This is a genomic window from Haloarcula nitratireducens (assembly GCF_019599505.1).
Genome location: NZ_RKLT01000001.1, coordinates 1,078,969 through 1,102,871, shown reverse-complemented (window position 1 = coordinate 1,102,871; position 23,903 = coordinate 1,078,969). Strand labels below are relative to the sequence as shown.

Below are 23,903 nucleotides of genomic sequence, written 5' to 3'. Positions count from 1 at the left end.
TGCGCTCGCTGGCCGTAGTGTTTTACTCTCCGGCCGAGTACACGGACTGTGACTTTGATACAGTTGGCCTCCTCGCCGGGGTACGACGTCATCCTCAACATCCTGTTGGCCGGTGCGCTCGGGATGTTCCTCGGCCTGGAACGCGAGTGGTCGCAGAAGTCGGCCGGAATCCGGACGTTCGCGCTCATCAGTCTCTTGGCGGCGGTGTTCACGCTGACGGAGAACAGCACGCTCCTCATCGTCGGCGGCGTCCTCGTCATCACGCAGGGGGTGTTACTGGCGATACAGGGGCTCATGGCGGACGAAGAGCGCCTCTCGCTGACCACCTCCGTCTCGATGCTGGTCGCGTACGGCATCGGCTCGCTCGCCGCGACGGGGGCCAGGCTCGAGGCGGTGACCGTGGCCGTCATCTCCTCGCTACTGCTCGTCCTCAAGCGGGAGCTCCACAGCTTCGCGGGGGGGCTCTCGCGGGAGGAGGTGCGGTCGGCGACGGAGTTCGCCATCATCGCCTTCGTCGTCTATCCGCTGTTGCCGCCCGACCCGGTGTCGGTGCCGAGAATCGACGTCACGCTCGAACTCCGCACGATCTGGTTGATGGTCGTCTTCGTCGCGGGCATCGGCATCCTCAACTACGCCGTCGTCCAGAGCTACGGCGGCCGCGGCATCGCCATCACCGGCTTCTTCGGCGGACTGGCGTCCTCGACGGCGGTCGTCGGCACGATGATGGACCACGTCAAACAGCGCCCGGAGGCGAGTTCCTACGCGGTCGCGGCCATCCTGCTCGCCGACGCCGCGATGGCGCTCCGGAACCTCCTCATCACCGTCCTGTTCACCATCAGCCAGGGCGTGCTGGTGGAAGCGATCGTTCCCTTAGGCGCGGTCATCGTCGGCAGCGTCGTGGTCGCGGCGTACACGGCGGACTGGTCGGAGACCATCGAGATGAACCTCGACAGCCCGTTCTCGCTGCAGAACGCGCTGACGTTCGGCGGGGTGTTCCTGCTGGTCGTCGTGGCCGGCGGCGTCGCCAGCGCGCGGTTCGGGACGGCGGGACTGTACGTCACGTCCGCGATAAGCGGCCTCGTCTCCAGCGCGGGCGCGACCACGTCCGCGGTGTTGCTCTACCGGAGCGGAACCATCCAGAGCGAGCAGACGGCGATGATAGCGATCCTCATCGCGACGGCGTCCAGCATCGTCGTCAAGGCGGCGCTCACCGCGCCCAGTCCGAACCGGAAGTTCGCCACGCAGGTCGCCATCTGGAGTTCGGTCGTCCTCGGCGGCGCGAGCCTGATGGCCGTCGCGCTCCTGATGTGAGGTCCGCGGGCGGGGTCAGAACTGGTAGCGCCGGTCGTCGTCGTCCTGTTGCTGGGGGAACTGGTTGCCGGTCATCTCGTCGAAGGTCATCCCCGAGAGGTACTCGTCGTAGGTGCAGTCGTAGCCCGACCGGAGGTGGAAGTCGAGCGTCCCGCGTTCGACCGTCGCCTGGAAGAAGTCGTGGACGGCGCGGCGGACGAGCTCGTCGACGTCCTCGGGGTCGAGCGCGACCGAGAGCATCGCCAGTTCGTTGCGCGTCTCCCGGTCGAGGTCCACGGAGAGCTCCTCGCCGGCGGCGGCGTACTCGGCTTCGATCTCGTCTTGCAGATCGTCGAGACTCATGTCTCCCGGGTGGTGGAGGCCGCGGAAACGCTTTGCGACTCGTCGACCGAACCGCTCGCGAGCCGACGCCTCACGCCGTTTCGGGTCGCCGACAATATCACAAATTTTATACTTATTAGGCGGTGACACTCCGGGAGAGTGGCGGTTCGACTCACCGGGGACACCGACGACAGATGACTGGAGACGACGACGGCGCTCACTCGCGGGACCGGACGGCGGACCATCCGACCGGGCGAACGAGCGAACCGGAACCCGAGCGGACGCTTCGCGGCCGATTCCGGCGCGTAGTGCCGTCTGTCGTCCGACGGAACTACGCCGCCAGACTGGTGGTGACTCTCGCCGTCGTCGCCTTACTCGTCAGCGCCGCCGGATTAGCGGGCTACGTCCAGGTTCGAAACGCCGTCGAGGACGACCGGACCGAGATGCTGACGGAGGCGGCGACGCTTCGCGCGTCGTCGCTCGGCGAGTGGCAGTCGGGCGTTCGAGCGCAGACGCGGTCCTTTTCCGGTACGCTGGCGCTCGTCGACGGGAACGGGACGAGCGTCCGACAGTCGCTCGGACGGTTCGCGGCGACGTCGTCGGCGAACGTAGTCGAGATTCACTACGTCGACGGCTCGGGGGCACAGGCGGTGGTCGCTGCCAGCACCGAGCAGTCCGCGGCCGAACGGTCGACCGCGTCGATGCGGCCCGCGTGGCGGCCCGCCGTTCGCGAGGCGCGGGCCTCGACCGATCCGACGGCGGTTGCGTCGTCGGCCGCCTACGAGCGAGACGGGGGGCAGGCGATGGCGTTCGCCAGCCCGGTCGCCGACCGCGACGCCGTCCTGCTGGTCGTCGGGACGGTAGACGGGCGGCGGCTCGATAGCGGTGCGACGGGAACGACGGCGGTCCTCGACGGGGCGGGCGACCCCGTGTTCCCGACGGCGGCGAGAGATACCGAGCGGTACGCCGCGCGTGCGGGGTCCGAGACGGCCAGAGGCGGCGAGACCGCGACCGGCGAGGCGGGCGACGAGATGCTCGCGTACGCGCCGGTCGATGGGACGCCGTGGGTTGTCGTGACCGCCGCCGACCGGGCGACGCTCTTCGGGCCGTCGCGGGTGGTCGGTCGCACTCTCGCCGCCGTGATCGCGCTCGCGTTTCTCTCGTTGGGCGTCGCGGCGCTCGTCGTCTCCCGCGAGACGGTGACCCCGCTCGTCCGGCTCCGAGAGCGCATCGAGTCGATCGAGGACGGCGACCTCGGCGCGGACCTCTCGACCGAGCGCGAGGACGAGATCGGCCGGCTCTACGACGCCGTTGCCGACGCGCGCGACGCCCTCGCCGAGCAGATACGACAGGCCCGCGAGGCCCGGGAGATGGCGGAGCAGTCCAAGCGGGAACTGGAGCGGCAGAACGACCGCCTCGACCAGTTCGCATCGACGCTGTCACACGACCTCCGGAACCCGCTGACGGTCGCCCGCGGCCACCTCGAACTGCTCTCCGCGCAACTGACGACGCTGGACGGGGAGACGAATAGGGCGGAGCTACGGACCCACGTCGAGAAAGTCGAGGGCGCTCACGACCGCATCGAGTCGATCATCGACGACGTGCTCACGCTGACGCGGGAGGGCGAGAGCATCGAGCAGACGGCGGAAGTCGCCCTCGACGACGTGGCCCGCGACGCGTGGCGGAACGTAGACAGCGGGGGCGCGACCCTCGAAATCACGGGGACCCGTTCCATCCGCGCCGACCGTTCGCGTCTCCTCCGCGGACTGGAAAACCTGTTTCGCAACTCCATCGACCACGTCGGCGGGGACGTCACCGTCGCGGTCGGGCTGCTCTCGGACGGGTTCTACGTCGCCGACGACGGCCCGGGCATCCCCGAGTCGCAGTTAGGCGACGTCTTCGAGTACGGGCACACGACCAGCGAGGACGGGACCGGACTGGGGCTGTCAATCGTCAAGACCATCGCGGAGGCCCACGGCTGGCGGCTCTACGTCGACAGCACCTACGAGGACGGCGCGATGTTCGTCTTCTCGAACGTGACGGGCGGCGACGAACTCGACTGGTCGGACAGCGAGTTCGAGCGGGTCGACGTGGAGTAGTCCGGCGGTCCCGGCCCAGCGGCCGCCGCCGGCGACGAGGACCACTACACACAAACCGCGACGATGCTAACGGCGGGCCAATGAGCGAGCAGTCGGCGACCGCGGATCTCCCCGGCGACGTGCCCGCGGACCCGTCTCCGGTGCAGCGGGCGTTAGTCGAGTGGTACGAGGCCGACCACCGCGCGTACCCGTGGCGGCAGACCGACGACCCCTACGAGATTCTCGTCTCCGAGGTGATGAGCCAGCAGACCCAACTGGACCGCGTCGTCGACGCGTGGGAGGACTTCCTCGACCGCTGGCCCACCGTGGCGGACCTCGCGGCGGCCGACCGGAGCGACGTGGTCGGATTCTGGACCGACCACTCGCTGGGGTACAACAACCGCGCGAAGTACCTCCACGAGGCCGCGAGGCAGGTCCGCGACGACCACGGCGGCGAGTGGCCACGGGACCCCGACGGCCTCTCGGAGTTGATGGGCGTCGGCCCCTACACCGCCAACGCCGTCGCCTCCTTCGCGTTCAACAACGGGAACGCCGTCGTCGACACCAACGTCAAGCGCGTGCTGTACCGCGCCTTCGACGTGCCGGACGATGACGACGCCTTCGAGGAGGTCGCTCGGGCGCTCATGCCCGAGGGCGAATCCCGCGTCTGGAACAACGCCGTCATGGAACTGGGCGGCGTGGCCTGCGAGAAGACGCCCGATTGCGACGGCGCGGGGTGCCCGTGGCGCGAGTGGTGTTCGGCCTACGCGACCGGCGACTTCACCGCGCCGGACGTGCCGACCCAACCCAAGTTCGAGGGGAGTCGGCGGCAATTCAGGGGGCGCGTCGTCTCGACGCTGAAGGAGTACGACGAGCTCGCGCTGGACGACCTCGGCCCGCGAATTCGCGTCGACTACGCGCCGGAGGGCGAGTACGGTCGGGAGTGGCTCCGCGGACTGGTCTCGGACCTCGCGGACGACGAACTGGTGACCGTCGACGAGCGGGACGGCGAGACGGTCGCCCGCCTCCGGCGGTAGCGCCCCACCGAAACCGGGATACCGGTTCGCCGTCAGAGAGGTGGTATGTCGGGCGAGATCGGGCTGGACGGGCGGGACGAGCCGTCGCGGACGGCCGAGGACCACGTCGAATTACTTTCCGAACTGGATTCGCACGATCTCGCGCTGGCGATGGACCTCGTCGAGTCGGGCGACGCCGACGTCTTCGATATCGACGGCGAGGGCGACCCGGACGCGGTGTTCCCGCAGTCGGTGGCGAGCGGCGGGCCGACGCCGAGCGGCGTCATCCTCTGGACGCGCGTCGACCCCGAGCGGTTCGACGCGGAGACGCCGCTGGGCGTGCAGGTCGCGACGGACGAGACGTTCGGGGACGTGGTCTACGACGGCGTGGTGACCGACGGCGAGCGGATCGCCGCCCACGACTACACGGTGAAAGTCGACGTCGACGGCCGCCTCGACCCCGATACCGAGTACTGCTACCGGTTCGTCTACGACGGCGTGGCCTCCCGAACGGGGCGCTGTCAGACGCTCCCGCGGCCCGAGGACTCCCCCGACTCGCTCCGCATCGCCGTCCTCGCCTGTCAGAACTACCTCAACGGCTACTTCCCGGCGCTGGGCCACGTCGCCGAGGAGGACGTGGACTTCGTCGTCCATCTGGGCGATTTCATCTACGAGTCCGGCGACGGCCACTTCAAGGGCCTCGGCTCCTACGAGTACGAGGGCCGAGAGCTGTCGCTGCCCAGCGGCTACGACCGCGTGCGGAACCTCGACGACTACCGCTACCTCCACCGGACCTACCGCTCGGACCGCTTCCTCCAGCGCGCGCTGGAGTCGCACACGCTCATCGCCGGCTGGGACGACCACGAGATGGTCAACGACGTCTACTGGGACAGTCGGGCGGACGCGCCCGCGGGCGACCATCCGCGCGGCGACGACCCCGAGTTCATGACCGAACTCGTCGCAGACGCGATGCACGCGTGGTGGGAGTACATGCCCGCTCGCGTCGAGTACGACCCCAACGGCGAGTCCCTTCAGGAGCGGTTCGTCCTCTGGCGCTCGCTGGAGTTCGGCGACCTCGTCTCGCTGTCGCTGACCGACGAGCGCCTCTTTCGGGACCCGCCGCGGGAGGCGATTCCGACGCCCGACAACGTCGGTCCCCACCGCGAACCGCCGGGGCGGACGATGCTCGGCGAGGAGCAACGCGAGTGGCTCGTCGACACCATCGCCGACTCCGAAGCGAAGTGGACGGTGTGGGCCGACGAGGTGCTGACCATCCCGTTCCGCCTCGGCTCCGGACCGCTGTCGGTGTATCCCGTCCAAGGCGGCTGGGACGGCTACACGCGCGAGCGCTTGCAGGTGGTCGAGGCCATCGCCGCCGCCGACGTGGAGAACTTCGTGACGCTGACCGGCGACATGCACTGTTACGTCGCCGGCTACCAGCAGACCTCCTACCCCGGCCGCGTCACCGGCGGCGAGGGGGTCGCACAGGGCGAGCGCATCGGCGTCGAGTTCATGACGCCCGCCGTCACGTCGCTCAACGCGGCCGAAGCGCTGCATCTGACTCGGGGGCTTCGCGGGAGACTGACCGAGCCGCTGCTGAGCAAACTCGTCGCCGCGATGAACCCGCACATCGAGTTCTTCGACAGCCACAACTGGGGCTATTCGGTCGTGGAGTTCACCCGCGAGGACTGCACCTACGTCGGCTACGGCGTGGACAAGACCGTCGATTCGATGGACGGCGACCGATCCGTGGTCGTCGCCTACCGCGTCCCCGACGGCGTCGTCAACCTCGTCGACGTGACCGACGAGTACCGGTCGTAGCGGCGGCGACCCGGAACCGGCCGCGCTTTCACCCCTCGCCCTTCCGCTACCCCTTTACTCCGCGCCTCCGTGTCTCCGGGCATGTCCAGACCGCACGTCGTCGGTATCGCCGGCAGTCTCCGCGACGAGAGTTACACCCGCGTCGCCGTCGAACGCGCGCTCGCCGAGGCCGAAGTCGCGGGCGGGACGACCGAACTGCTCGACCTCCGTGAGTTCGATCTCCCGGTCTTCGACGCCGACGCCCGCGAGGCCGGTGACGCGACCCGATTGACCGACGCCGTCTCCGGGGCCGACGCGATCCTCCTCGGGACGCCTGTGTATCACGGGTCGTTCTCCGCGCCGCTGAAGAACGCGCTCGACTACTGCGGGTTCGACGAGTTCGAGAACAAGACGGTCGGACTGCTCGCCGTCGCCGGCGGCAGTTTCCCCATCACCGCGCTCGAACACCTCCGCTCGGTCTGCCGGGCGCTGAACTGCTGGGTCATCCCCCATCAGGCGGCCATCCCGCGGGCCAGAAACGCCGTCGAAGCGGGCGATATCACCGACCCGGACATCGACGAGCGAGTGGCGAGACTCGGCGAGGAGGCGGTGCAGTACGCCAATATCGAACCGGACCCGCCGTGTTTCGAGAGCACGGAGAACGTCGGCGCGGACGATTAGCCGCGGAGACGACTCGCAACTGTCATACTCGCAGAGTCGCTACGTTCGGGCGTGACACAGTGGGTCGAGAACACGACGGGCGGGCGCGACAGGGGACCGACCGCGCTGGCCCGCGCGTGGGGCGAGATTCTGGCCCGACCGCGGCGGTTCTTCCGGACCGGCGTCGCGCCCGGCGACCAAGCGCCCGGACTGATATTCGCGGCGCTGGTCGTCGCACTCGAAGAGCTGAGTCGCTTCCTCGTCGTCGACTTGGCCCGCCGCGGCGTCGTCTCGACCGGGCCGTTCGCGTATCCCGCCATCGGCGAGTTCACGCCGGGTATCGCGGTCCTCGTCCTGCTCGCGGTCGTCGTCTTCGTCGCGCCGGCGACGGTCCACCTGACGGCGGCGCTCCAGACGCTGCTGTTGATTCCCGTCGCTTCCGACCGCGGCGGCGTCAGCGAGACGGTGCAGGTGCTCTGCTACGCGATGGCGCCCTGCGTCTTCGCGGGGCTCCCCTCGCCCGAACTCCGGGTTCTCGTCACGCTCTGGGGGGCGGGGCTGTACGTCGTCGGTACCGCCGTCGTCCACGAACTCCGCCTGGGCGTGGCGGCCGTTCTCGCGGCGCTACCCGCCGCGATCGTCTTCGGCTACGGCTTTCGGGGCTTTCACGCCTTGGCGACGCTCGCATCGAGTGGTGGGTTTTAGGCGTCGGCGGCCCGCGGTTCGGATATGCTCAGTATCGACATCGAGCAGTTCATGCTGGAACTGAAAGACGGCGCGTTCAAGAACGTCGGTCCGTCGAACAAGCAGGCGACGATCAAGATGTACGACGTCGAGGGCGTGGACGTCCGCGAGTACGGCGACAAACGAGTCAAGATTGCCTTCGAAGACGAACAGGGCAGCGAAGTGGAGATAGCGCTGTTCCCCGAACAGGCCAGAGCGGTCGCTTCCGGCCTCGAAATGCTCGAATCGGAGAGCGACGTGATGGACTGAACCGGCGCGCCGCCGACGCGAGGAATTCGACAACAGTTTTAGGCAGCGCCTGCTTTCGTCGTCTAATGGGTTCGTGTATCATTTGCGGCACGTCCGTCGAAGGACGTATCTGTGACCTCCACGAGGAGGACGCCCTGTTCGTATTCCGAGGCAACAGTGCAGACCAACTATCCGTCGACCGGTACTACCGCGGTACCGTCGATGGATTCGCCGAGTTCGGCGTCTTCGTCGACATCGGCGACAGCGTCACGGGACTCCTCCACCGGAGCGAACTGGACCGCCGGCTCGACTCCCTCGACTGGGATTCGGGCGACGAGGTGTACGTCCAGGTGAAGAACGTCCGCGACAACGGCAACATCGATCTGGGCTGGTCCATCCGCCAGTCCGAACGCGAGTTCCGCGGCGTCCTCGTCGACGACCCCGAAGTCGGTCACTCGACGCTCCTCGAAGAAGAGGAAGCCGACGAAGCGGAGGCGGGTGCGGCGGATTCGGGAAACGGTAGCGCGCGGGACGAGGCGACCGAACGGAACGACGAAGCCGACCGGACTGGCGACAGCGGCGAGACTGCCGAAGTCGCCGAAACGGAATCCGACGCCGAAGCCGTCAGCCAGTCGAGCGACGCCGAACGCGTAGACGGCGCGGGCAGCGTCGGCTCGACGGAGAGCGGAGCCGACGACGCGGCGACGACGGAGACGGACGCCTCCCAGAACGGCGGGAGCGCGGCGGTCGTCGAAGAGCAGACCGAGGAAGCAGCGGCCGACTCGACCGACGCTGCCGCGACTGACGCCGAAACGGCCGATACCGAATCAGCCGACGCGGAGCCGAAGACGGTCGCCGTCGGGGCGCTCTCGGAGCACGTCGGCGAGGACGTTCGCCTCGAAGGCGAGGTCGTCGGCATCCGACAGACCTCCGGCCCGACGGTGTTCGAACTCTCCGACGAGACCGGCACCGTCGACTGCGCCGCGTTCGTCGAGGCCGGCGTCCGCGCCTACCCCGACGTCGAGGAGGGCGACTTCGCCCGATTCGACGGCGAGGTGCGCCGCCGCCGCGGCGAGATTCAGGTCGAGACCGAGGACCTCTCGGTCCTCGAAGACGCGGAACGCGACGAGGTCGAACAGCGGCTCGCCGACGCGCTGGACGACGAGGCCCGTCCCGACAGCGTCGACCCGCTGGCCGACGACCCGGCCATCGACGCCCTCTCCGAGGACCTCGTCGAGGCGGCCACCGAGATCCGCAAGGCGGTCCTCACCGACCGACCGGTCATCGTCCGGCACGCTAACACGGCCGACGGCTACCTCGCCGGCAGCGCGCTCGAACGCGCGACGCTCCCGCTGGTCACCGACCAGCACCGCCGCACCGACGCGCAGTACCACTACTTCGACCGCCGACCGCTCGAGGGCGGCGTCTACGACATGGACGACGCGACGAAGGACACGTCGACCATGCTCGACAACCGCGCGCGCCACGACGAGCAACTGCCGCTGTTCGTCTTCGTCGCCGCCGGCGGCACCCGCGAGAGCCTCGACGGCTTCGACCTGCTGAACGTCTACGGCGCGCCGACGGTGCTCGTCGACGACATCGACGTCGACGGCGCGGTCACCGACGCCGTGGACGCCGCCGTCTCGCCGAGCCTGGCCGACGCGCCCGAGACGACCGCGACGGCGCTGGCCGCCAACGTCGCCGCCCACGTCAACGACGACGTGCGCGAGGATCTCCGCCACCTGCCCGCGGTGAGCTTCTGGGAGAGCGTGCCCGAATCCTATCACGAGGCCGCCAGCGAGGCGGGCTACGACGACGAGGCGGTCGCGCAGCTCCGCGAGGCCGTCGCGCTGGAGGCCCATTACCAGTCCTACGAGGACAAGCGCGAGCTCATCACCGACCTCGTCTTCGGCGACGACGAGGACGACGTGGGCGGCCTGGCCGGTCACATCGCGGAGCAGTTCCGCGAGCGGGTGGACGACGAGGTCTCGACGGCGAAAGCCAACCTCGACTACCGCTCCGTCGGTGACGCGAATATCGCCGTGCTGGACACGGACGCGTACTCCCACCAGTACGAGTTCCCGCCGGAGGCGCTCCTGCTGGACGAGCTCCACCGCGACGTCCGCGACGAGGCCGACGCCGTCGTCGGTATCGCTAAGGATACGCTGTACGTCCGAACCGACGCCGACGTGGACATCCACGAACTGGCCGGCACCGTCGCCGAGGACGCGCCGGAGGGCGGCGTCGCCCCCCGGAGCGTCCGCGAGGGCTCGATTCGCTATCTGGCCGGTGAGCGCGACGCCGTGCTCGACGCGCTCCTGTCGGCGCTCGGCGACGAACTGTAGATTCGCGGAGCTTTTTCCCCGTTGCCGTCGTCGCCGGTGACATGAGCGACGGCCCCGTCAACGCCGACGACCTGGAGTGGACGAGCTACGAACACGGCCAGCGCACGTTCAAGCGCAAGCAGATCGGCGCGGCCGCCGGCGGCGAGGACCTCGGGACGAGCCTCTACGAGGTCGAGCCGGGCCACCGGATGTGGCTCCGGCACTACCACGAGGGCAACGAGGAGGCGCTGTTCGTGTTAAACGGCGGCGGGACGCTCTGGCTCGGACCCGACTCGACGGAATACGGCCTCGAAAGCGGCGACTACGTCGCCCTGCCCGCCGGCGAGGAGAGCGCCCACGAGATCGAGGCGGGCGAGGACGGTCTCCGCCTGCTCGCGGTCTCGACGATGGAGGAACCGGACATCACGGTCTATCCCGACAAGGAGATGGTGGGTCTCTACGCCGGCGCGGCCCCCGGCGGCGACAGCGACGAGCGCTCGCTCTCGACCTATTTAAATCGGAATGCGGAGATGGAGTATTGGGACTAGCGAGGGTCTGAGCGCAGGGAAGACCCTCGTACCGGAACGGCGACCGACGGGAGCCGTGAAGGAGTAGCGAGGGTCTGAGCGATGGCGAAGAACCTCGAATTGCGAGCGGAGAGGGACCGAATGTCTCTCAGGCAGTCGGGCGGCAACGCCGCCCGACGACGGCGAAGCCGCGAGCAGTAGCGAGACGCCGAGCGAAGCGAGGGGCGCGAACGGAGCGAGCGGCCCTCGATAAAGCGCAGCGGGAACGAAGTGACCCGCGAGCAGAGCAGCGAAGAACCTCGAACAGCGACGCGGTGACCGCGAGGCGTGAAGCGTCTCGAATGCGAGCGACACGCTTATTCGCGCGAGACGACGACTTCGGGTAACCCGATGAGTACCGACACGTCCGACCCGAGCGAGACGGAGGCCTTCCAGCAGGTGTGCGCGGAGTTGGTCGACCGGATCCTCGCCGGCGAGGTCGAGCGCGACGACGTCGAGCAGGCGAAGGTGGACGTCTGTCGGGAGTACTCCGCGCCGAAGGTGCCGAAGAACTCCGAACTGCTGGACTACGCGCCGCAGGAACACCGCGAAGTCTTAGAGGAGGTCCTCCAGCGGAAACCGGTCAGGACGGCCTCGGGCGTCTCGCCCATCGCCATCATGACCTCACCGCACCGGTGTCCCCACGGGAAGTGCCTCTACTGTCCCGGCGGCCCGGACTCGGAGTTCTCCTCCGCGCAGTCCTACACCGGCCACGAGCCCGCCGCGGCCCGCGGCGAGCAGAACGACTACGACCCGTACGGGCAGGTCACGCTCCGCCTGAACCAGCTACGCGAGATCGGCCATCCGGTCGACAAGGCCGAACTCATCGTCATGGGCGGGACGATGACCGCCCGGAGCCACGACTATCAGGAGTGGTTCGTCAAGCGGGCGCTGGAGGCGATGAACGACTTCGACGTGGACGCCGAACCCACGCCGGCCGAGGACGTGAGCTTCGCCGAGGACCCCGAGGAGTACGAGTTCAAGTACCTGGAGGACGTCATCGAGGAGAACGAGACGGCCGACGTGCGCAACGTCGCCACGACGTTCGAGACTAAACCCGACTGGTGTGACCCCGAGCAGATCGACCGGATGCTCGACTTGGGCGCGACGAAGGTCGAGGTCGGCGTCCAGACGACGTTCGAGCGCATCAACCGCGAGATGCACCGCGGCCACGGCGTTCAGGCGAGCATCGACGCCAACCGCCGCCTGCGGGACTCGGCGTTCAAGGTCGGCTTCCACATGATGCCCGGTCAGCCGGGGATGTCGAAGGAGATGTGTCTAGAGGACTTCCGGCGCATCTTCTCGGAGTCCCAGTGGAAGCCCGACTACCTGAAGATTTACCCGACGCTCGTCGTGCCGGGGACGGTCACCTACGACTGGTGGCAGAAGAACGACTTCGACCCGCTGGGCAATCAGGAGGCCGCCGAACTCGTCGCCGAGATCAAGGACATGATTCCCCGATACACCCGTCTCCAGCGGGTCCAGCGGGACATCCCGGCGGACTTCATCGAGGGCGGCGTCTGGAAGTCCAACCTCCGCCAGCTCGCATGGAAGGAGATGGACAAGCACGGCTGGTCCTGTGACTGCATCCGCTGTCGGGAGGCGGGCCACAGCGAGAACGACGCCGAGAACGTCTCCCTCGACGTGATGACGTACGAGGCCTGCGGCGGGACGGAACACTTCGTCTCCTTCGAGGACTTCGAGAACGACGTGCTGGTGGGCTTCTGCCGGCTTCGGTTCCCGAACGACCCCGTCCGCGAGGAGCTACAGGACGCGGCGCTCGTCCGCGAACTCCACGTCTACGGCAACTCGGTCGGGCTCGGACAGGCCGCGGGCGACGACGACCACCAGCACCGCGGTTACGGCAAACGCCTGCTGGCGAAAGCCGAAGAGTTGGCCCGCGACGCCGCCTTCTCGAAGCTCGCGGTCATCTCCGGCATCGGCGTGCGGGAGTACTACCGGAACAAACTCGACTACGAGCAGGACGGGCCGTACGTCTCGAAGCGGTTGGCGTGAGAACGGCCCGAATGAAGTGAGGGCCAGTTTTTCGCCCACGTTTTTCAACGAGTGGTGGTCAGAGACCACCCGAGGCCGAAAAAGGTGGCTGTGACGGGCCGTACGTCTCGAAGCGGCTGAGCTAGATACGAACGCGAATCTCGTCAACCCGGGTCTATCTCTGAAGGTAACCGTACGTGAGCGGGAACAGGGCGACGAACAGGAACAGCGTGAAGGCGGTCCCCGAGAGCGGGTCCGGCGGCGTGACCGTCGTTCCGGCGACGGCCGCGCCGAGACTGCTCACCGCGAACATCCACGCGACACGCTCTCGCCGGGCCACGGGTCTCGCTCGTTCGCGTGACCGCCGAACGCTAACGAGGTAGTAGACGGCGCTGGGCCAGAAGAGGACCGACCCGACCCCCCAGAGCGCGGGGAAGGAGCTACCGCGAGCGGCGGAATCGGCGTAGAACCAGTATCCGATCGAGAGCCACGCCACCGCGAACAGCGCGAGGCGGGCGAGAAACCCCGCGTAGAACAGCGCCGATAGAGACACGACTCGCGACTCGTCTCCCTGGGTTATCTGCTTTCCGTCGATCTCTCAGCGCTCGCGGAAGCAGTCGTCGCCGTCGATCACACCCGGCCGACTAGCGTTCGACGCGAATCCCTCGCACCGAGCGCGAGCTTCGCCAATTCACGGCCCGTCGTACTTCTCGGCCAGTCCGACGACGCCGAACAGCACCGCGCTCAGGCCGCCGAGGCCGACCAGCGCGGTGTAGGCGACGCCCGCTAAACCGCCCGGTCCGCCGGTCAGTCCGCCGAAGATAGCACAGCCGACGGCGATATCGCCGAGGCCGCTGCAGTCGTGGAGATCGAACTCGCGTCCGCCGACAGCCGTCGTCTGCCCCGTCGCAGCGGCGAAGAAGAGGAAACCAGCGGCTGCGAGAAACCCGGCGAACGTCGCCGCTCCGAGACCGGCGGTGAGCGAGGCCGGGCCGAAGAGCACCGCGAGACCGACGACCCCGGCCAGACAGCACACGCCCGCGAGCAGGTTCGTGCGATTCGCCACGACAGAGCGTGAGTGGCGGAGTCGGAAAGCCGATGCGGCTGGGAGACGCAGTATCGACAGATGCCCCGAATCCAGCGAGAGACGCGAATCGACGCGCCCCGCGAGCGGGTGTTCGACCTCGCGCGGCACGTCGAGGCCCACGTCGCCACGATGCCCGACGAGGAGGCCGTCGAGGGGACGGGACTGCTCGGTCCCGGCGACCGCGTTACGTTCCGCGCGCCGCAGTTCGGCATCCCGTTCGAACTCGCCGCGGAGGTCGTCGAGTTCGACCGACCGCGGCGGTTCCGCGACGTCCAACGCTCGGGCGTGTTCGGATCGCTCTCGCACGAGCACACCTTCGAGGAAGTCGAGGGCGGGACGCTCATGCGCGACGACGTGCGGTTTTCGATGCCGTTCGAGCCGTTCGGTCGACTCGGCGCGCCGGTCGCTCGCTGGCGACTCCGACGGCTGGTCGACTATCACGCGAAGGCGCTGAAACGGCTCGCAGAGGGCGGCGACTGGCAGCAGTACCTCGATAGCTGACCGAACCGGTCACCGCCGAGTGAAGGCCGCGGCGGCGTGTTCGAGGAGTTCCTCGGCCACCACGTCGATGCCGAGGACGTCTTCGCCGGGCGTGTACTCCGTCTCGAAGCCGGCGGGTTCGGCGGGCGGACCGCCGCGCTGGCCTCGGGGCGGCGGACCGTGGGCGTAGACGCCGTGCGGGTTCGGATACGTCCAGACGTGCATCATGCAGGGCGTGCGGCAGGGAAGGCGAAAGCCGCTGTCGGCCCCGCCGGCGTAGAGCGTCTGGTACTTCCACCACGCGTAGCGACCCGGCAGGCCGACGTGGTGGTGCCACGGCGAGCAGCGTTCCTCGTCGTCCTCGTCGTCGCCGTACACCGACGGCGGGTCGACCGGTTCGCCGTTCTCCGTGGCGATGAACATCACGCCGAGCGGTCGCCACCACTTGTTGTCCACCATGATCGAGGCCGGACGGGCGGCGTCGAGCAGCGAGTCGTCGCTGATGTACGCCGGGTTCAGCCAGTGGGACCAGCCGCCGGAGTCGCCGTCGTTGAGCAGGTCGAAGTAGGGGATGAATCCGTCGTCGAGGAGCGCACCCACCGTCGAGAGGTCGTCGTCCAGCGTGGCTGCGACCTCGTCGCGGAGCTCCTCCGTCCGCGGGTGGTCGTCGGCGCAACCGGCCTTCGTGGCGGAGTCGCAGTCTATCATCTTCGGTTCTCGCGTCGCGTCGGGACAGTCCTGACTGAAGAGGGACGACCCCCACCCCATTCGCGCCGTTCCCGAGAGGCCGGCGACGCCGCCGGACGCTCGTAGGACGTCACGGCGGGAGAACTCCCGCTCGTTCGGGTCACTTGTCATGTGCTCTGTTCTCAACAGTCACTGTGGCATCAACAATCGGTGCTTATCGCTCGGCTCGGTAGGATAAGATTCCCTTATCGGTCGCTCGAACCCGGATGAACCGGTCACACTATCACCGCTATCGGGTGATATTGACTACCGCGATTCAGCGTCGTTTTCCGGGTTCGGCCCCACAGTAGGGTATGGTACGGCGACTCCGAGAGGGGGTGTGGCTGCTCGAACTGGGGCTCGTTCCGCCGTTCATGTCGAACGCGTATCTCGTCGACGGGTCGGTGTTCGACGGCGTCGAGAACGGCCTGACGCTCGTAGATACGGGACTCTGGTGGAACGAACCGACGATAGTCGACGAGCTCGACGGAACGGGGCACGGCCCCGCGGATATCGACCGGGTGCTGGTGACGCACTACGACCTCGACCACGTCGGCGGTCTGAATCGCCTCGTCCCCGAGTTCGACGGGCCGGTGTACATCGGACGGGAGGACCTGTCCCTCCTCGACGGGAGCGCGGACCCGGGGCTGCTCCACCACAAGGGGCTGTTCCACCGGGCGAGCAGACAGCTATCGCGGCTCCCCGACGTGGACTGGCGACCGCTCTCGGAGGGCGACACCGTCGCGGGCTTTACGGCCTATCACACGCCCGGGCACAATCCCGGGCACCTCGTCTATTACCACGAAGCCGCGTCGACGGCGTTTCTCGGCGACTTGGTCTGGGGGGAAGAGGGGGCGCTGACCACGCCGTTCTGGGGGGACTCCTACGACATGGACCGTCTGCGCGAGAGCGTGCGCGGTCTCGCGTCGCGGATCCCCGCCTTCGACGTGGCGGCGATGGGCCACGGCGACCCGCTCCTCTCGGGCGGGTCAGACGCGCTCCGGGCACTCGCCGAAAGCGTCTGAGTGCGGGCCGGCGGCTCGCCGCCGCTTGGGTGAGTTATTTACTCGGTCCGGCCCACCCTCTAGGCATGACGGCGACGCTGGCGGTCGTCGGTGCCGGTGCGGCCGGTGCCGCGGCGACGTACGCACTCCGTGACGCATCGGTCGAGGTGACGGTCCTCGAGAAGAGCCGCGGCGTCTGCGGCCGCGCGGCCACTCGTCGCAGGGACGACTGCGTCTACGAGTACGGCGCGAACTACCTCAAGGACGCCGACGACCGCGTCACCGAACTGGTGACCGACGAACTGCCCACCGACGGCCTCGTCGACGTCGACGACCCGATCTACGCCTTCGAGCGCGACGGCGAGATTCGCGAGGGGAAAGAGGCCGACGAACACAAGTGGACCTACGAGGCGGGCATCACGCAGCTCGCCAAACGGTTGTTCGCCGAGACGGAGGCGAACGTCCGCAACGAGGTCACCGTCGAGACGCTGGAGCGGGTCGGTGACGGCTGGCGCATCTACGACGACGAGGGGACCGACTTCGGCCGGTACGACGGCGTCTTGCTGACGCCGCCGGCCCCGCAGACGGCGGACATCCTCGGGCAGGCAGAGTGGAGCCACGACGACCGCCGCTCGATTCGACAGACCGTCGCGTCGGTCCCCTACCGGACCGCCGTCGCGGGCGTCCTGCACTACCCCTTCGAACTCGACGTGCCGTGGTACGCCGCCGTCAACACCGACAAGGACCACGACGTCGGCTGGGTCGCTCGCGAGGAGTGCAAATCGGGCCACGTCCCCGACGGCGAGTCGCTGCTGTTGGTCCAGATGAACGAGGGCTGGTCGGTCGCCAACTACGACGAGCGGCCGGACGCCCTCGTCGAACGCATCGCCCGGCGGACGGCGCACCTCTTGGACGACGACCGACTGACCGACCCCGACTGGACCGACCACCAGCACTGGCGGTACTCCCAGTCGGAGGCGACCGTCGACCACGACGAGATCGCGACGGCGAGAGACCACGACCTCTTCTTCGCCGGCGACTGGGTGGCCGGGGAGTCGCGTCTGCACGCGGCGCTGCGGAACGGACTTGACACCGGCGAGGCCATCGCGGACACGCTCTGAGGCCGGCCATCGCGTTCGAGCGGTCCCGACAGGCCTTTGCGTCGCCGCCGACAGCCATCGACATGGACGAAAAGCGGGAACTGACGAGCGCCGACCTCGCGGCGCTCGAGAGCGAACTCTCCGACTATATCGGGGCCAAGCTCGACAAGGCCTACCTCTACGACGACGACGACGTGGTCAGACTGAAGATGCGGGATTTCGACCGCGGCCGCGTCGAGTTCATCATCGAGTTGGGCGACGTCAAGCGCGCTCACGTCGCCGCGACCGAACACGTTCCGGACGCGCCGGGCCGCCCGCCGGACTTCGCCATGATGCTCCGGAACCGCCTGTCGGGGGCGGACCTCGCCCGCGTCGAGCAGTTCGAGTTCGACCGCATCCTCGAACTGGAGTTCGACCGCGAGGACGCCTCGACCACCATCGTCGCGGAGCTGTTCGGCGACGGTAACGTCGCCGTGCTGGACGAACACGGCGAGGTCATCGACTGTCTGGACACCGTTCGACTCAAGTCGCGCACCGTCGCGCCGGGGACGCCCTACGAGTTCCCCTCGGCGCGGTTCAACCCGCTCACGGTCGACTACGAGGGGTTCGCCGCGCGCATCCGCGAGTCCGACGCCGACGTCGTCCGCACCCTCGCCACGCAGTTGAACTTCGGCGGTCTCTACGGCGAGGAACTCTGTTCGCGGGCCGACATCGAGTACAACCTCCCCGTCGAGGATCTGACCGACGAGCAGTTAGAGCGACTGTACGAAGTCGTCTCGGAGCTCGCGACGCAACTGCGCGAGGGGGACCTCGACCCGCGCGTGTACTACGAATCGACCGAGGATGGGGACTCCGGCGACGCCGACGCCGGCGACGGCGAAGCGAACCGCCGCCGCGTCGACGTGACGCCGATCCCGCTCGTCGAGTACGACCACCTCTACAGCGAACGCTTCGAGTCGTTCAACGACGCGCTGGACGACTACTTCTTCAACTTCCAGCGGGAGGAACAGGTCGAGGGCGGCGAACCTCAACGGCCGGATTTCGAGGCCGAGGTCTCGAAGTACGAGCACATAATCCAGCAACAGGAGGAGGCCATCGAGGACTTCGAGGCCGACGCCGAGGCCGAACGCGAGAAGGCGGAACTCCTCTACGCGAACTACGACCTCGTCGACGAGGTACTCTCGACGGTGCAGGGCGCTCGGGCCGAGGACGTACCGTGGGCCGAGATCGAAGCGACGTTCGAGGAGGGGGCCGAGCAGGGGATCCCGGCCGCGGAGGCCGTCGTCGGCGTCGACGGCACCGAGGGGACCGTGACGCTCGACATCGACGGGACGCGGGTCACGGTGGACGCCCACACCGGCGTCGAGAAGAACGCCGACGAGCTGTACAAGGAGGCCAAACGCATCGAGGGCAAGAAGGAGGGCGCGCTGGCGGCCATCGAGGACACCCGCGAGGACCTAGAGGCCGTTCAAGAGCGCCGCGAGCAGTGGGAGGCCGAGGACACCGAGACCGAGGCCGAGAGCGACGACGAGGACGAGGACGACGAACCGACCGACTGGCTGAACGAACCCTCGATTCCCGTCCGCTCGACCGAGCAGTGGTACGAGCAGTTCCGCTGGTTCCACACCTCCGACGGCTACCTCGTCATCGGCGGCCGGGACGCCGACGACAACGAGGAACTGGTCCAGAAGTACCTCGAACGGGGTGATAAGTTCTTCCACGCGCAGGCCCACGGCGGCCCGGTCACCGTCCTCAAGGCCACCGGACCGAGCGAACCCGCGAAGGAGGTCGAGTTCCCGCAGTCCTCGCTCGACGAAGCCGCGCAGTTCGCGGTTTCCTATTCCTCGGTCTGGAAGGACGGCCGCTTCGCCGGCGACGTCTACATGGTCGACCCCGACCAGGTGTCGAAGACGCCGGAGAGCGGCGAGTACCTGGAGAAGGGCGGGTTCGCGGTGCGAGGCGACCGGACCTACTTCGAGGACACGGAAGCGAGCGTCGCCGTCGGCATCACCTGCGAGGACGAGACGCGCGTCGTCGGCGGCCCGCCGGCGGCGATCCGCCCGCAGGCGGCGACGAGCATCACCGTCGAACCGGGCCAGTACGCCCAGAACGACATCGCCAAGATGCTCTACCGGGAGTTCAAGTCTCGCTTCGCCGACGAGACGTTCGTTCGGAAGGTCGCCAGCCCCGACCGGATTCAGGAGTTCCTGCCGCCCGGCGGGAGCCGGATGGTCGAGGAGTAGCGCGTCACTACTTCTACTGCCGGTCGAGGAGTAGCACGGCTCACGCACGTTTATATACTTGTTGGTCGTATTATACGAATAGATACCGGCGGAGGCTCGTGCTGAAAGGGAGGCCTCGAAGTCGTATCAGGAGACCACAATGTTTCAAGAAGCCATAAACTATCCGCGAAACAGCGACAGCGCCCTGAAGAACGTCGTCATCGGCGGGTTACTGCTCGTCTTTAGCGTCCTGCTCGTTCCGACGTTCCTCGTGATGGGGTACGTCGTCCGGTCCCTGCGGTCAATTCTGGGCGGCGTCGAGGAGCCGCCGGAGTTCGACGAGTGGGGCGAGCTGCTCGTAGACGGCCTGAAGGCGTTCGCCATCGGGTTCGCCTACTCGCTGCTCCCCGTCGCCGTCGTCGCGGTGGCGGTGTTCGCGGGCGGACTCACCCTCGGCATCGGGGGGAACGGAACCGGGAGCGGACTGGTCGTCGGCCTCATCTTCCTGCTCACCGCGCTCCTCGTGACCGTCGTCTCGCTGGCCATCGCGTACGTAATCCCCGCCGCCATCGTGGCCTGGGTCCGTACCGACAGCCTCGGCGCGGCGTTCTCGCCCCGTGAGATTCGACAGCTGGCCTTCAGCCGCACCTACGCGACCGGGTGGCTCGTCGCCCTCGGTATCAGCCTCCTCGCCAGCGTCGTCGTCGGCGCGCTCAACGCCGTCGTCGTCGGCGCGGTGCTCGTCCCCTTCGTCGTGTTCTACGCGAACGTCGCGGGGGTTCACGCCATCGGCTCGGCGGTCCGGGAGATGCCCGCCGTCGAGGACGGTCCCGACGCGCCCACCGGACAACCCGTGGCCTGAGCGGACGAACGCACTCGTCGGATTTTTTCGGGGCGTAAGGGACGAGCGAGTTCTCATCACAAGTTATCCATCCTGACGCACGTAGTCAGTACCCGGTATGCGACGTGCGACTTCCTCTCAGTGGGTGTTTATCCCCTTGGCGGACGAAATACGTACTGTTACTGCCACAGCGGGTCACTGCCGACCGTTTTCGGGTCAGAGCGACGCTGGCGGTGACGGTGATAACCCATGTTAGAAGACGCACTCAGATTCCCGTGGAACGGCGAGAAGAAGGGCGAGACGCTACTCGTCGGCGGGCTGTTGAGCCTGCTCGGGTTCCTGTTCGTCCCGCTCTTGTTCGTCTACGGCTACCTCGTCCGGGTCATCCGGCAGGTGGCCGCGGGCGAGCCCGAGCGGCCGCCGGTGTTCGACGACTGGGGCGAACTGCTCGTCGACGGCGTCGTCGCGTTCGTCATCTCGCTCGTGTACCTGCTGGTCCCGACGGTGGCTATCGCGTTCGTCGGCGGGCTGTTCCTCTTTCCCGTGATCGTCGTCGAGGGGAGCGCCGCCGGTGCCGTCGGCCCGCGCTCCGGACTACTCGCCGTCGGCGGCCTACTGCTGGCCCTGCTCGCGCTGTCGGCGTCGTTCCTGCTGTTGCTGGCCGCGGCCTACCTCGCGCCGGCGGGCGTCGCCGCGTTCGCCCGGACCGGTCGCTTCGGTGCGGCGTTCTCGCCGTCGCACCTGCGGACGGTCGGCGGTGACCGCCGCTACGCGACCGGGTGGCTCGTCGCCGTCGTCGTCGGTTTCCTCGCACAGGTCGTCGCCGGCGCGGTGGGCGCGACGGGTCTCGGCGCGCTTCTCGTGCCGTTCGTCCTGTTCTACGGCTCCGTCGCCAGCGCGTACGCCATCGGCGTGGGCGTCTCGGAACTCGGACTGACGGCCGAAACCGACGAGGAGTCCACCGCGAGCCAGCCCGCAGTGTGAATAGCAGGGCACTTGTGACCGGCGGGCCGAGGGGGAGACATGCAGATCAAGAGCCGGGAAGCCACCGGCGAGGGTCGGGAACGCGTCGAGGTGGTCCCCGAGACGCTCGACGACCTCTGGCACCTCTCGTACGTCATCGAACCCGGCGACCGGGTCTCCGGTGACACCACGCGGCGCATCCAGCGCAACGACGACAACCTCCGGGACTCCGGCGGGGAGCGCGAGCCCATGTGGCTGGCCATCGAGGTCACGGACGTCGAGTTCGCGAAGTTCGCCAACCGCCTCCGGGTCGGCGGCGAGATCGTCGAGTGCTCCCGCGAGGACCAACTGGGCTTTCACCACACCATCAACGTCGAGGAACACACCGAACTGACCGTCGAGAAGCGCTGGAAACCCGACCAGAACGACCGGCTGGAAGAGGCCGTCGAAGCCACCGAGAACCCCGACGTGGCCATCGCGACCGTCGAGGAGGGCGAAGCGCACGTCCACACCGTCGCCCAGTACGGCACCGAGGAGCGGGCCGTCATCACCTCGACGACGGGGAAAGGCGAGTACGCTCGGCCCCGCGACGAACTGTTCGGGGAACTCGCGAAAGTGCTGAAGCGGCAGGACGTGGACGCCTACATCCTCGCCGGTCCCGGCTTCACGAAACAGGACGCGCTGGATCACTTCGAGGAGGAGATTCCGGACGTCGCCGAGCAGATAACCGTCGTCGACACCGCGAGCGTCGGCGACCGCGGCGTCCACGAGGTGCTCAAACGCGGGGCCGTCGAGGACGTCCAACAGCAGACCCGCATCGCGGAAGAGGCGGATCTCATCGACGAGCTCATGACCCGCATCGGCGAGGGGAGCGAGGTCGCCTACGGTCCCCAGGAAGTCGCGAAGGCCGCCGACTTCGGCGCGATCGAGACGCTGCTCGTGCTGGACGAACGCCTCCGGTTGGAACGGGCCGGCGAGGGCGACTGGGATATCGACGTCGACGATATCATCGAGACGAGCGAGCAGAAAGGCGGCGACGTGACCGTCTTCTCGGCGGAGTTCGCCCCCGGCCAGCAACTGGCGAACCTCGGCGGGATCGCCGCGCTGCTCCGGTACAGACTCGACTGAGTCTCGGCAGCGAAAACCAACCGTACAGCCGACTGTCGCCCGACGTTTCCGGAGTATCGTTTCTTGTAATCGCCCGAAACGGTTTTTTATTACCCTCTCCTCTCGCTTACAATCACGTCGTGGGGAACTAGTCGATGTCATTCGAGGAACAACCGGACTTCGCGAGGCAAGTGGCCGACCTGAACAAGTACGGCCAGGCGCTCAACCGCTGTGAGAGCGTCGAGGAAGTCGTCTCGCTCACGTTAGAGGCGATGTCGCTCCTCTTTCAGTTTTCGTATTCGACGTTCGTCGAAGTCCGGGACGGCGAACCGCGCGTCGTCCACAGCACGAACCCTCGACTGACGCAGGGCGACCAACCGAGCGCCGTCGCTCGGCGGGCGTTCGACGACGGCGAGACGGTCGTCGCGACCGACGAAGAGGCGGGTATGACGCCCGATTCGGACGTGACGGCGACGCTCGCCGTCCCCGCACAGGTTGGCGGGGACGTGACGGCGGTACTCGTCACCCGCTCGACCACCGTGAGTTCCTTCGGAGAGGAACACAGCCGACCGCTGGAGATTCTGGCCTCTCACGCCGCGACGGCGATCAGCAACATCCGCTCGCGCGAGCGACTCGAACGAGCCAGGCAGGACTTAGAGACGCGCAAGGAGATGATAGAGATGTACGACCGCCTCCTGCGTCACGACCTCGGTAACGACTTGCAGGTCATCGCCGGGTTCGCCGACGACGTCGCGACGGAAGTCGAGGGTCAGACCGAGGAGTACGCCGGCAAGATCCAGCGGGCCGCCCGCAGTTCCGCCGACCTCATCGAGCGCGTCGGCTCGCTCGTCTCGACGCTCGAACAGCAAGACGAACCCGAACCGCGCCCGCTCGGGTCGATACTCGATAAGACCGTCACGGAAGTCGGGGCGAACTACGACTCGCTGACCGTCGACTTCGATCGGTCGGCCTTCGAGTACCGGGTCTTCGCCGGTGAACTCCTCGACTCCGTGTTCACGAACCTCGTCTCGAACGCCGCCGTCCACAACGAGGGCGACGTGTACGTGGTCATCAGCGTCGAGGAGTCCGGGTCCGACGAGATCGTCGTTCGGTTCGCCGACGACGGCGTGGGCGTCCCCGAACACCTCCGCGAGGAGATCTTCGAGATGGGGGCGAAAGGCCCGGAGAGCGACGGGAGCGGATTCGGCCTCGGCTTCGTTCGGGCGCTGACCGAGTCCTACGGCGGCGACGTCACCGTCGGCGAGAGCGAGTACGGCGGTGCCGAGTTCCGGGTCACGCTCAAGCGAGTCTGATCTGCGGCGGGCCGCCG

22 protein-coding genes are annotated in these 23,903 nt (G+C 67.8%); 18 read left to right on the top strand and 4 right to left on the bottom strand.

What is annotated here, in order from left to right; genetic code table 11:
* The first annotated feature begins 48 nt into the window (after positions 1-48).
* Positions 49-1,311, top strand: coding sequence for an MgtC/SapB family protein (locus tag EGH23_RS05590; RefSeq protein WP_328765813.1), 1,263 nt, complete (start codon positions 49-51; stop codon positions 1,309-1,311).
* 15 nt (positions 1,312-1,326) lie between these two features.
* Here EGH23_RS05590 and EGH23_RS05585 read toward each other — a convergent pair whose 3' ends face one another.
* A complete protein-coding gene (locus EGH23_RS05585; protein WP_220579014.1) occupies positions 1,327-1,653 on the bottom strand; it encodes a ribbon-helix-helix protein in 327 nt (108 codons plus the stop codon).
* A 173-nt stretch (positions 1,654-1,826) separates the two neighbouring features.
* Between EGH23_RS05585 and EGH23_RS05580 the strand changes: the two genes are divergently transcribed.
* The 9 genes from EGH23_RS05580 (at position 1,827) to EGH23_RS05540 (ending at position 13,064) form a co-directional block, all read left to right on the top strand.
* Positions 1,827-3,731, top strand: coding sequence for a sensor histidine kinase (locus EGH23_RS05580; protein ID WP_220579013.1), 1,905 nt, complete (start codon positions 1,827-1,829; stop codon positions 3,729-3,731).
* A gap of 80 nt (positions 3,732-3,811) precedes the next feature.
* Complete coding sequence (locus EGH23_RS05575; protein ID WP_220579012.1) at positions 3,812-4,747, top strand: HhH-GPD family protein; 936 nt, start codon at positions 3,812-3,814, stop codon at positions 4,745-4,747.
* Between the two features lie 45 nt (positions 4,748-4,792).
* The gene (locus tag EGH23_RS05570; protein ID WP_220579011.1) at positions 4,793-6,547 is read left to right on the top strand and encodes an alkaline phosphatase D family protein; all 1,755 of its coding nucleotides are present in this window, start codon (positions 4,793-4,795) and stop codon (positions 6,545-6,547) included.
* Between the two features lie 81 nt (positions 6,548-6,628).
* The gene (locus EGH23_RS05565) at positions 6,629-7,207 is read left to right on the top strand and encodes an NADPH-dependent FMN reductase (RefSeq protein ID WP_220579010.1); all 579 of its coding nucleotides are present in this window, start codon (positions 6,629-6,631) and stop codon (positions 7,205-7,207) included.
* A gap of 51 nt (positions 7,208-7,258) precedes the next feature.
* Complete coding sequence (locus EGH23_RS05560) at positions 7,259-7,891, top strand: YIP1 family protein (protein WP_220579009.1); 633 nt, start codon at positions 7,259-7,261, stop codon at positions 7,889-7,891.
* Between the two features lie 24 nt (positions 7,892-7,915).
* The gene (locus tag EGH23_RS05555) at positions 7,916-8,179 is read left to right on the top strand and encodes a hypothetical protein (protein ID WP_220579008.1); all 264 of its coding nucleotides are present in this window, start codon (positions 7,916-7,918) and stop codon (positions 8,177-8,179) included.
* A gap of 65 nt (positions 8,180-8,244) precedes the next feature.
* Complete coding sequence (locus EGH23_RS05550; RefSeq protein WP_220579007.1) at positions 8,245-10,503, top strand: DHH family phosphoesterase; 2,259 nt, start codon at positions 8,245-8,247, stop codon at positions 10,501-10,503.
* 41 nt (positions 10,504-10,544) lie between these two features.
* The gene (locus tag EGH23_RS05545; protein WP_220579006.1) at positions 10,545-11,030 is read left to right on the top strand and encodes a cupin domain-containing protein; all 486 of its coding nucleotides are present in this window, start codon (positions 10,545-10,547) and stop codon (positions 11,028-11,030) included.
* 369 nt (positions 11,031-11,399) lie between these two features.
* Complete coding sequence (locus tag EGH23_RS05540) at positions 11,400-13,064, top strand: tRNA uridine(34) 5-carboxymethylaminomethyl modification radical SAM/GNAT enzyme Elp3 (protein ID WP_220579005.1); 1,665 nt, start codon at positions 11,400-11,402, stop codon at positions 13,062-13,064.
* 154 nt (positions 13,065-13,218) lie between these two features.
* Here the strand turns inward: EGH23_RS05540 and EGH23_RS05535 are convergent, their stop codons facing one another.
* Together EGH23_RS05535 and EGH23_RS05530 are read right to left on the bottom strand one after the other, a co-directional pair.
* Positions 13,219-13,596 (bottom strand): hypothetical protein, encoded by a 378-nt coding sequence (locus EGH23_RS05535; protein WP_220579004.1) that lies wholly within the window; start codon positions 13,594-13,596, stop codon positions 13,219-13,221.
* Positions 13,597-13,734: 138 nt separating this feature from the next.
* The gene (locus EGH23_RS05530) at positions 13,735-14,109 is read right to left on the bottom strand and encodes a DUF7994 family protein (RefSeq protein WP_220579003.1); all 375 of its coding nucleotides are present in this window, start codon (positions 14,107-14,109) and stop codon (positions 13,735-13,737) included.
* 60 nt (positions 14,110-14,169) lie between these two features.
* Here EGH23_RS05530 and EGH23_RS05525 point away from each other — a divergent pair, with 60 nt between their 5' ends.
* Entirely contained in the window at positions 14,170-14,631 is a 462-nt protein-coding gene (locus tag EGH23_RS05525; RefSeq protein ID WP_220579002.1) for an SRPBCC family protein, read from the top strand.
* 9 nt (positions 14,632-14,640) lie between these two features.
* Here the strand turns inward: EGH23_RS05525 and EGH23_RS05520 are convergent, their stop codons facing one another.
* On the bottom strand, positions 14,641-15,468 hold the full coding sequence (locus tag EGH23_RS05520) for a hypothetical protein (RefSeq protein WP_220579001.1): 828 nt from the start codon (positions 15,466-15,468) through the stop codon (positions 14,641-14,643).
* 182 nt (positions 15,469-15,650) lie between these two features.
* Here EGH23_RS05520 and EGH23_RS05515 point away from each other — a divergent pair, with 182 nt between their 5' ends.
* The 7 genes from EGH23_RS05515 (at position 15,651) to EGH23_RS05485 (ending at position 23,886) form a co-directional block, all read left to right on the top strand.
* Complete coding sequence (locus tag EGH23_RS05515; protein WP_220579000.1) at positions 15,651-16,361, top strand: MBL fold metallo-hydrolase; 711 nt, start codon at positions 15,651-15,653, stop codon at positions 16,359-16,361.
* Between the two features lie 65 nt (positions 16,362-16,426).
* A complete protein-coding gene (locus EGH23_RS05510) occupies positions 16,427-17,461 on the top strand; it encodes an NAD(P)/FAD-dependent oxidoreductase (protein ID WP_220578999.1) in 1,035 nt (344 codons plus the stop codon).
* Positions 17,462-17,523: 62 nt separating this feature from the next.
* A complete protein-coding gene (gene rqcH, locus EGH23_RS05505) occupies positions 17,524-19,683 on the top strand; it encodes a ribosome rescue protein RqcH (protein WP_220578998.1) in 2,160 nt (719 codons plus the stop codon).
* Between the two features lie 139 nt (positions 19,684-19,822).
* Positions 19,823-20,524, top strand: a complete 702-nt coding sequence (locus EGH23_RS05500; protein ID WP_220578997.1) for a DUF4013 domain-containing protein — start codon at positions 19,823-19,825, stop codon at positions 20,522-20,524.
* A 228-nt stretch (positions 20,525-20,752) separates the two neighbouring features.
* Positions 20,753-21,487 carry a DUF4013 domain-containing protein gene (locus EGH23_RS05495; protein WP_220578996.1) on the top strand — a complete coding sequence of 245 codons (735 nt, stop codon included), beginning with the start codon at positions 20,753-20,755 and terminating at the stop codon, positions 21,485-21,487.
* A gap of 39 nt (positions 21,488-21,526) precedes the next feature.
* On the top strand, positions 21,527-22,594 hold the full coding sequence (locus tag EGH23_RS05490) for an mRNA surveillance protein pelota (RefSeq protein ID WP_220578995.1): 1,068 nt from the start codon (positions 21,527-21,529) through the stop codon (positions 22,592-22,594).
* Between the two features lie 134 nt (positions 22,595-22,728).
* Positions 22,729-23,886 carry a sensor histidine kinase gene (locus EGH23_RS05485; RefSeq protein ID WP_220578994.1) on the top strand — a complete coding sequence of 386 codons (1,158 nt, stop codon included), beginning with the start codon at positions 22,729-22,731 and terminating at the stop codon, positions 23,884-23,886.
* Positions 23,887-23,903: the final 17 nt, after the last annotated feature.

Excerpts from the sequence above, each read along its gene's own strand:
- EGH23_RS05565 (WP_220579010.1), top strand. The coding sequence starts at position 6,629 with ATGTCCAGACCGCACGTCGTCGGTATCGCCGGCAGTCTCCGCGACGAG.
- EGH23_RS05490 (WP_220578995.1), top strand. The coding sequence starts at position 21,527 with ATGCAGATCAAGAGCCGGGAAGCCACCGGCGAGGGTCGGGAACGCGTC.
- EGH23_RS05570 (WP_220579011.1), top strand. The coding sequence starts at position 4,793 with ATGTCGGGCGAGATCGGGCTGGACGGGCGGGACGAGCCGTCGCGGACG.
- EGH23_RS05555 (WP_220579008.1), top strand. The coding sequence starts at position 7,916 with ATGCTCAGTATCGACATCGAGCAGTTCATGCTGGAACTGAAAGACGGC.
- EGH23_RS05550 (WP_220579007.1), top strand. The coding sequence starts at position 8,245 with ATGGGTTCGTGTATCATTTGCGGCACGTCCGTCGAAGGACGTATCTGT.
- EGH23_RS05540 (WP_220579005.1), top strand. The coding sequence starts at position 11,400 with ATGAGTACCGACACGTCCGACCCGAGCGAGACGGAGGCCTTCCAGCAG.
- EGH23_RS05585 (WP_220579014.1), bottom strand. The coding sequence starts at position 1,653 with ATGAGTCTCGACGATCTGCAAGACGAGATCGAAGCCGAGTACGCCGCC.
- EGH23_RS05545 (WP_220579006.1), top strand. The coding sequence starts at position 10,545 with ATGAGCGACGGCCCCGTCAACGCCGACGACCTGGAGTGGACGAGCTAC.
- EGH23_RS05485 (WP_220578994.1), top strand. The coding sequence starts at position 22,729 with ATGTCATTCGAGGAACAACCGGACTTCGCGAGGCAAGTGGCCGACCTG.
- EGH23_RS05580 (WP_220579013.1), top strand. The coding sequence starts at position 1,827 with ATGACTGGAGACGACGACGGCGCTCACTCGCGGGACCGGACGGCGGAC.
- EGH23_RS05575 (WP_220579012.1), top strand. The coding sequence starts at position 3,812 with ATGAGCGAGCAGTCGGCGACCGCGGATCTCCCCGGCGACGTGCCCGCG.
- EGH23_RS05500 (WP_220578997.1), top strand. The coding sequence starts at position 19,823 with ATGTTTCAAGAAGCCATAAACTATCCGCGAAACAGCGACAGCGCCCTG.
- EGH23_RS05510 (WP_220578999.1), top strand. The coding sequence starts at position 16,427 with ATGACGGCGACGCTGGCGGTCGTCGGTGCCGGTGCGGCCGGTGCCGCG.
- EGH23_RS05525 (WP_220579002.1), top strand. The coding sequence starts at position 14,170 with ATGCCCCGAATCCAGCGAGAGACGCGAATCGACGCGCCCCGCGAGCGG.
- EGH23_RS05495 (WP_220578996.1), top strand. The coding sequence starts at position 20,753 with ATGTTAGAAGACGCACTCAGATTCCCGTGGAACGGCGAGAAGAAGGGC.
- EGH23_RS05515 (WP_220579000.1), top strand. The coding sequence starts at position 15,651 with ATGGTACGGCGACTCCGAGAGGGGGTGTGGCTGCTCGAACTGGGGCTC.
- rqcH (WP_220578998.1), top strand. The coding sequence starts at position 17,524 with ATGGACGAAAAGCGGGAACTGACGAGCGCCGACCTCGCGGCGCTCGAG.
- EGH23_RS05520 (WP_220579001.1), bottom strand. The coding sequence starts at position 15,468 with ATGACAAGTGACCCGAACGAGCGGGAGTTCTCCCGCCGTGACGTCCTA.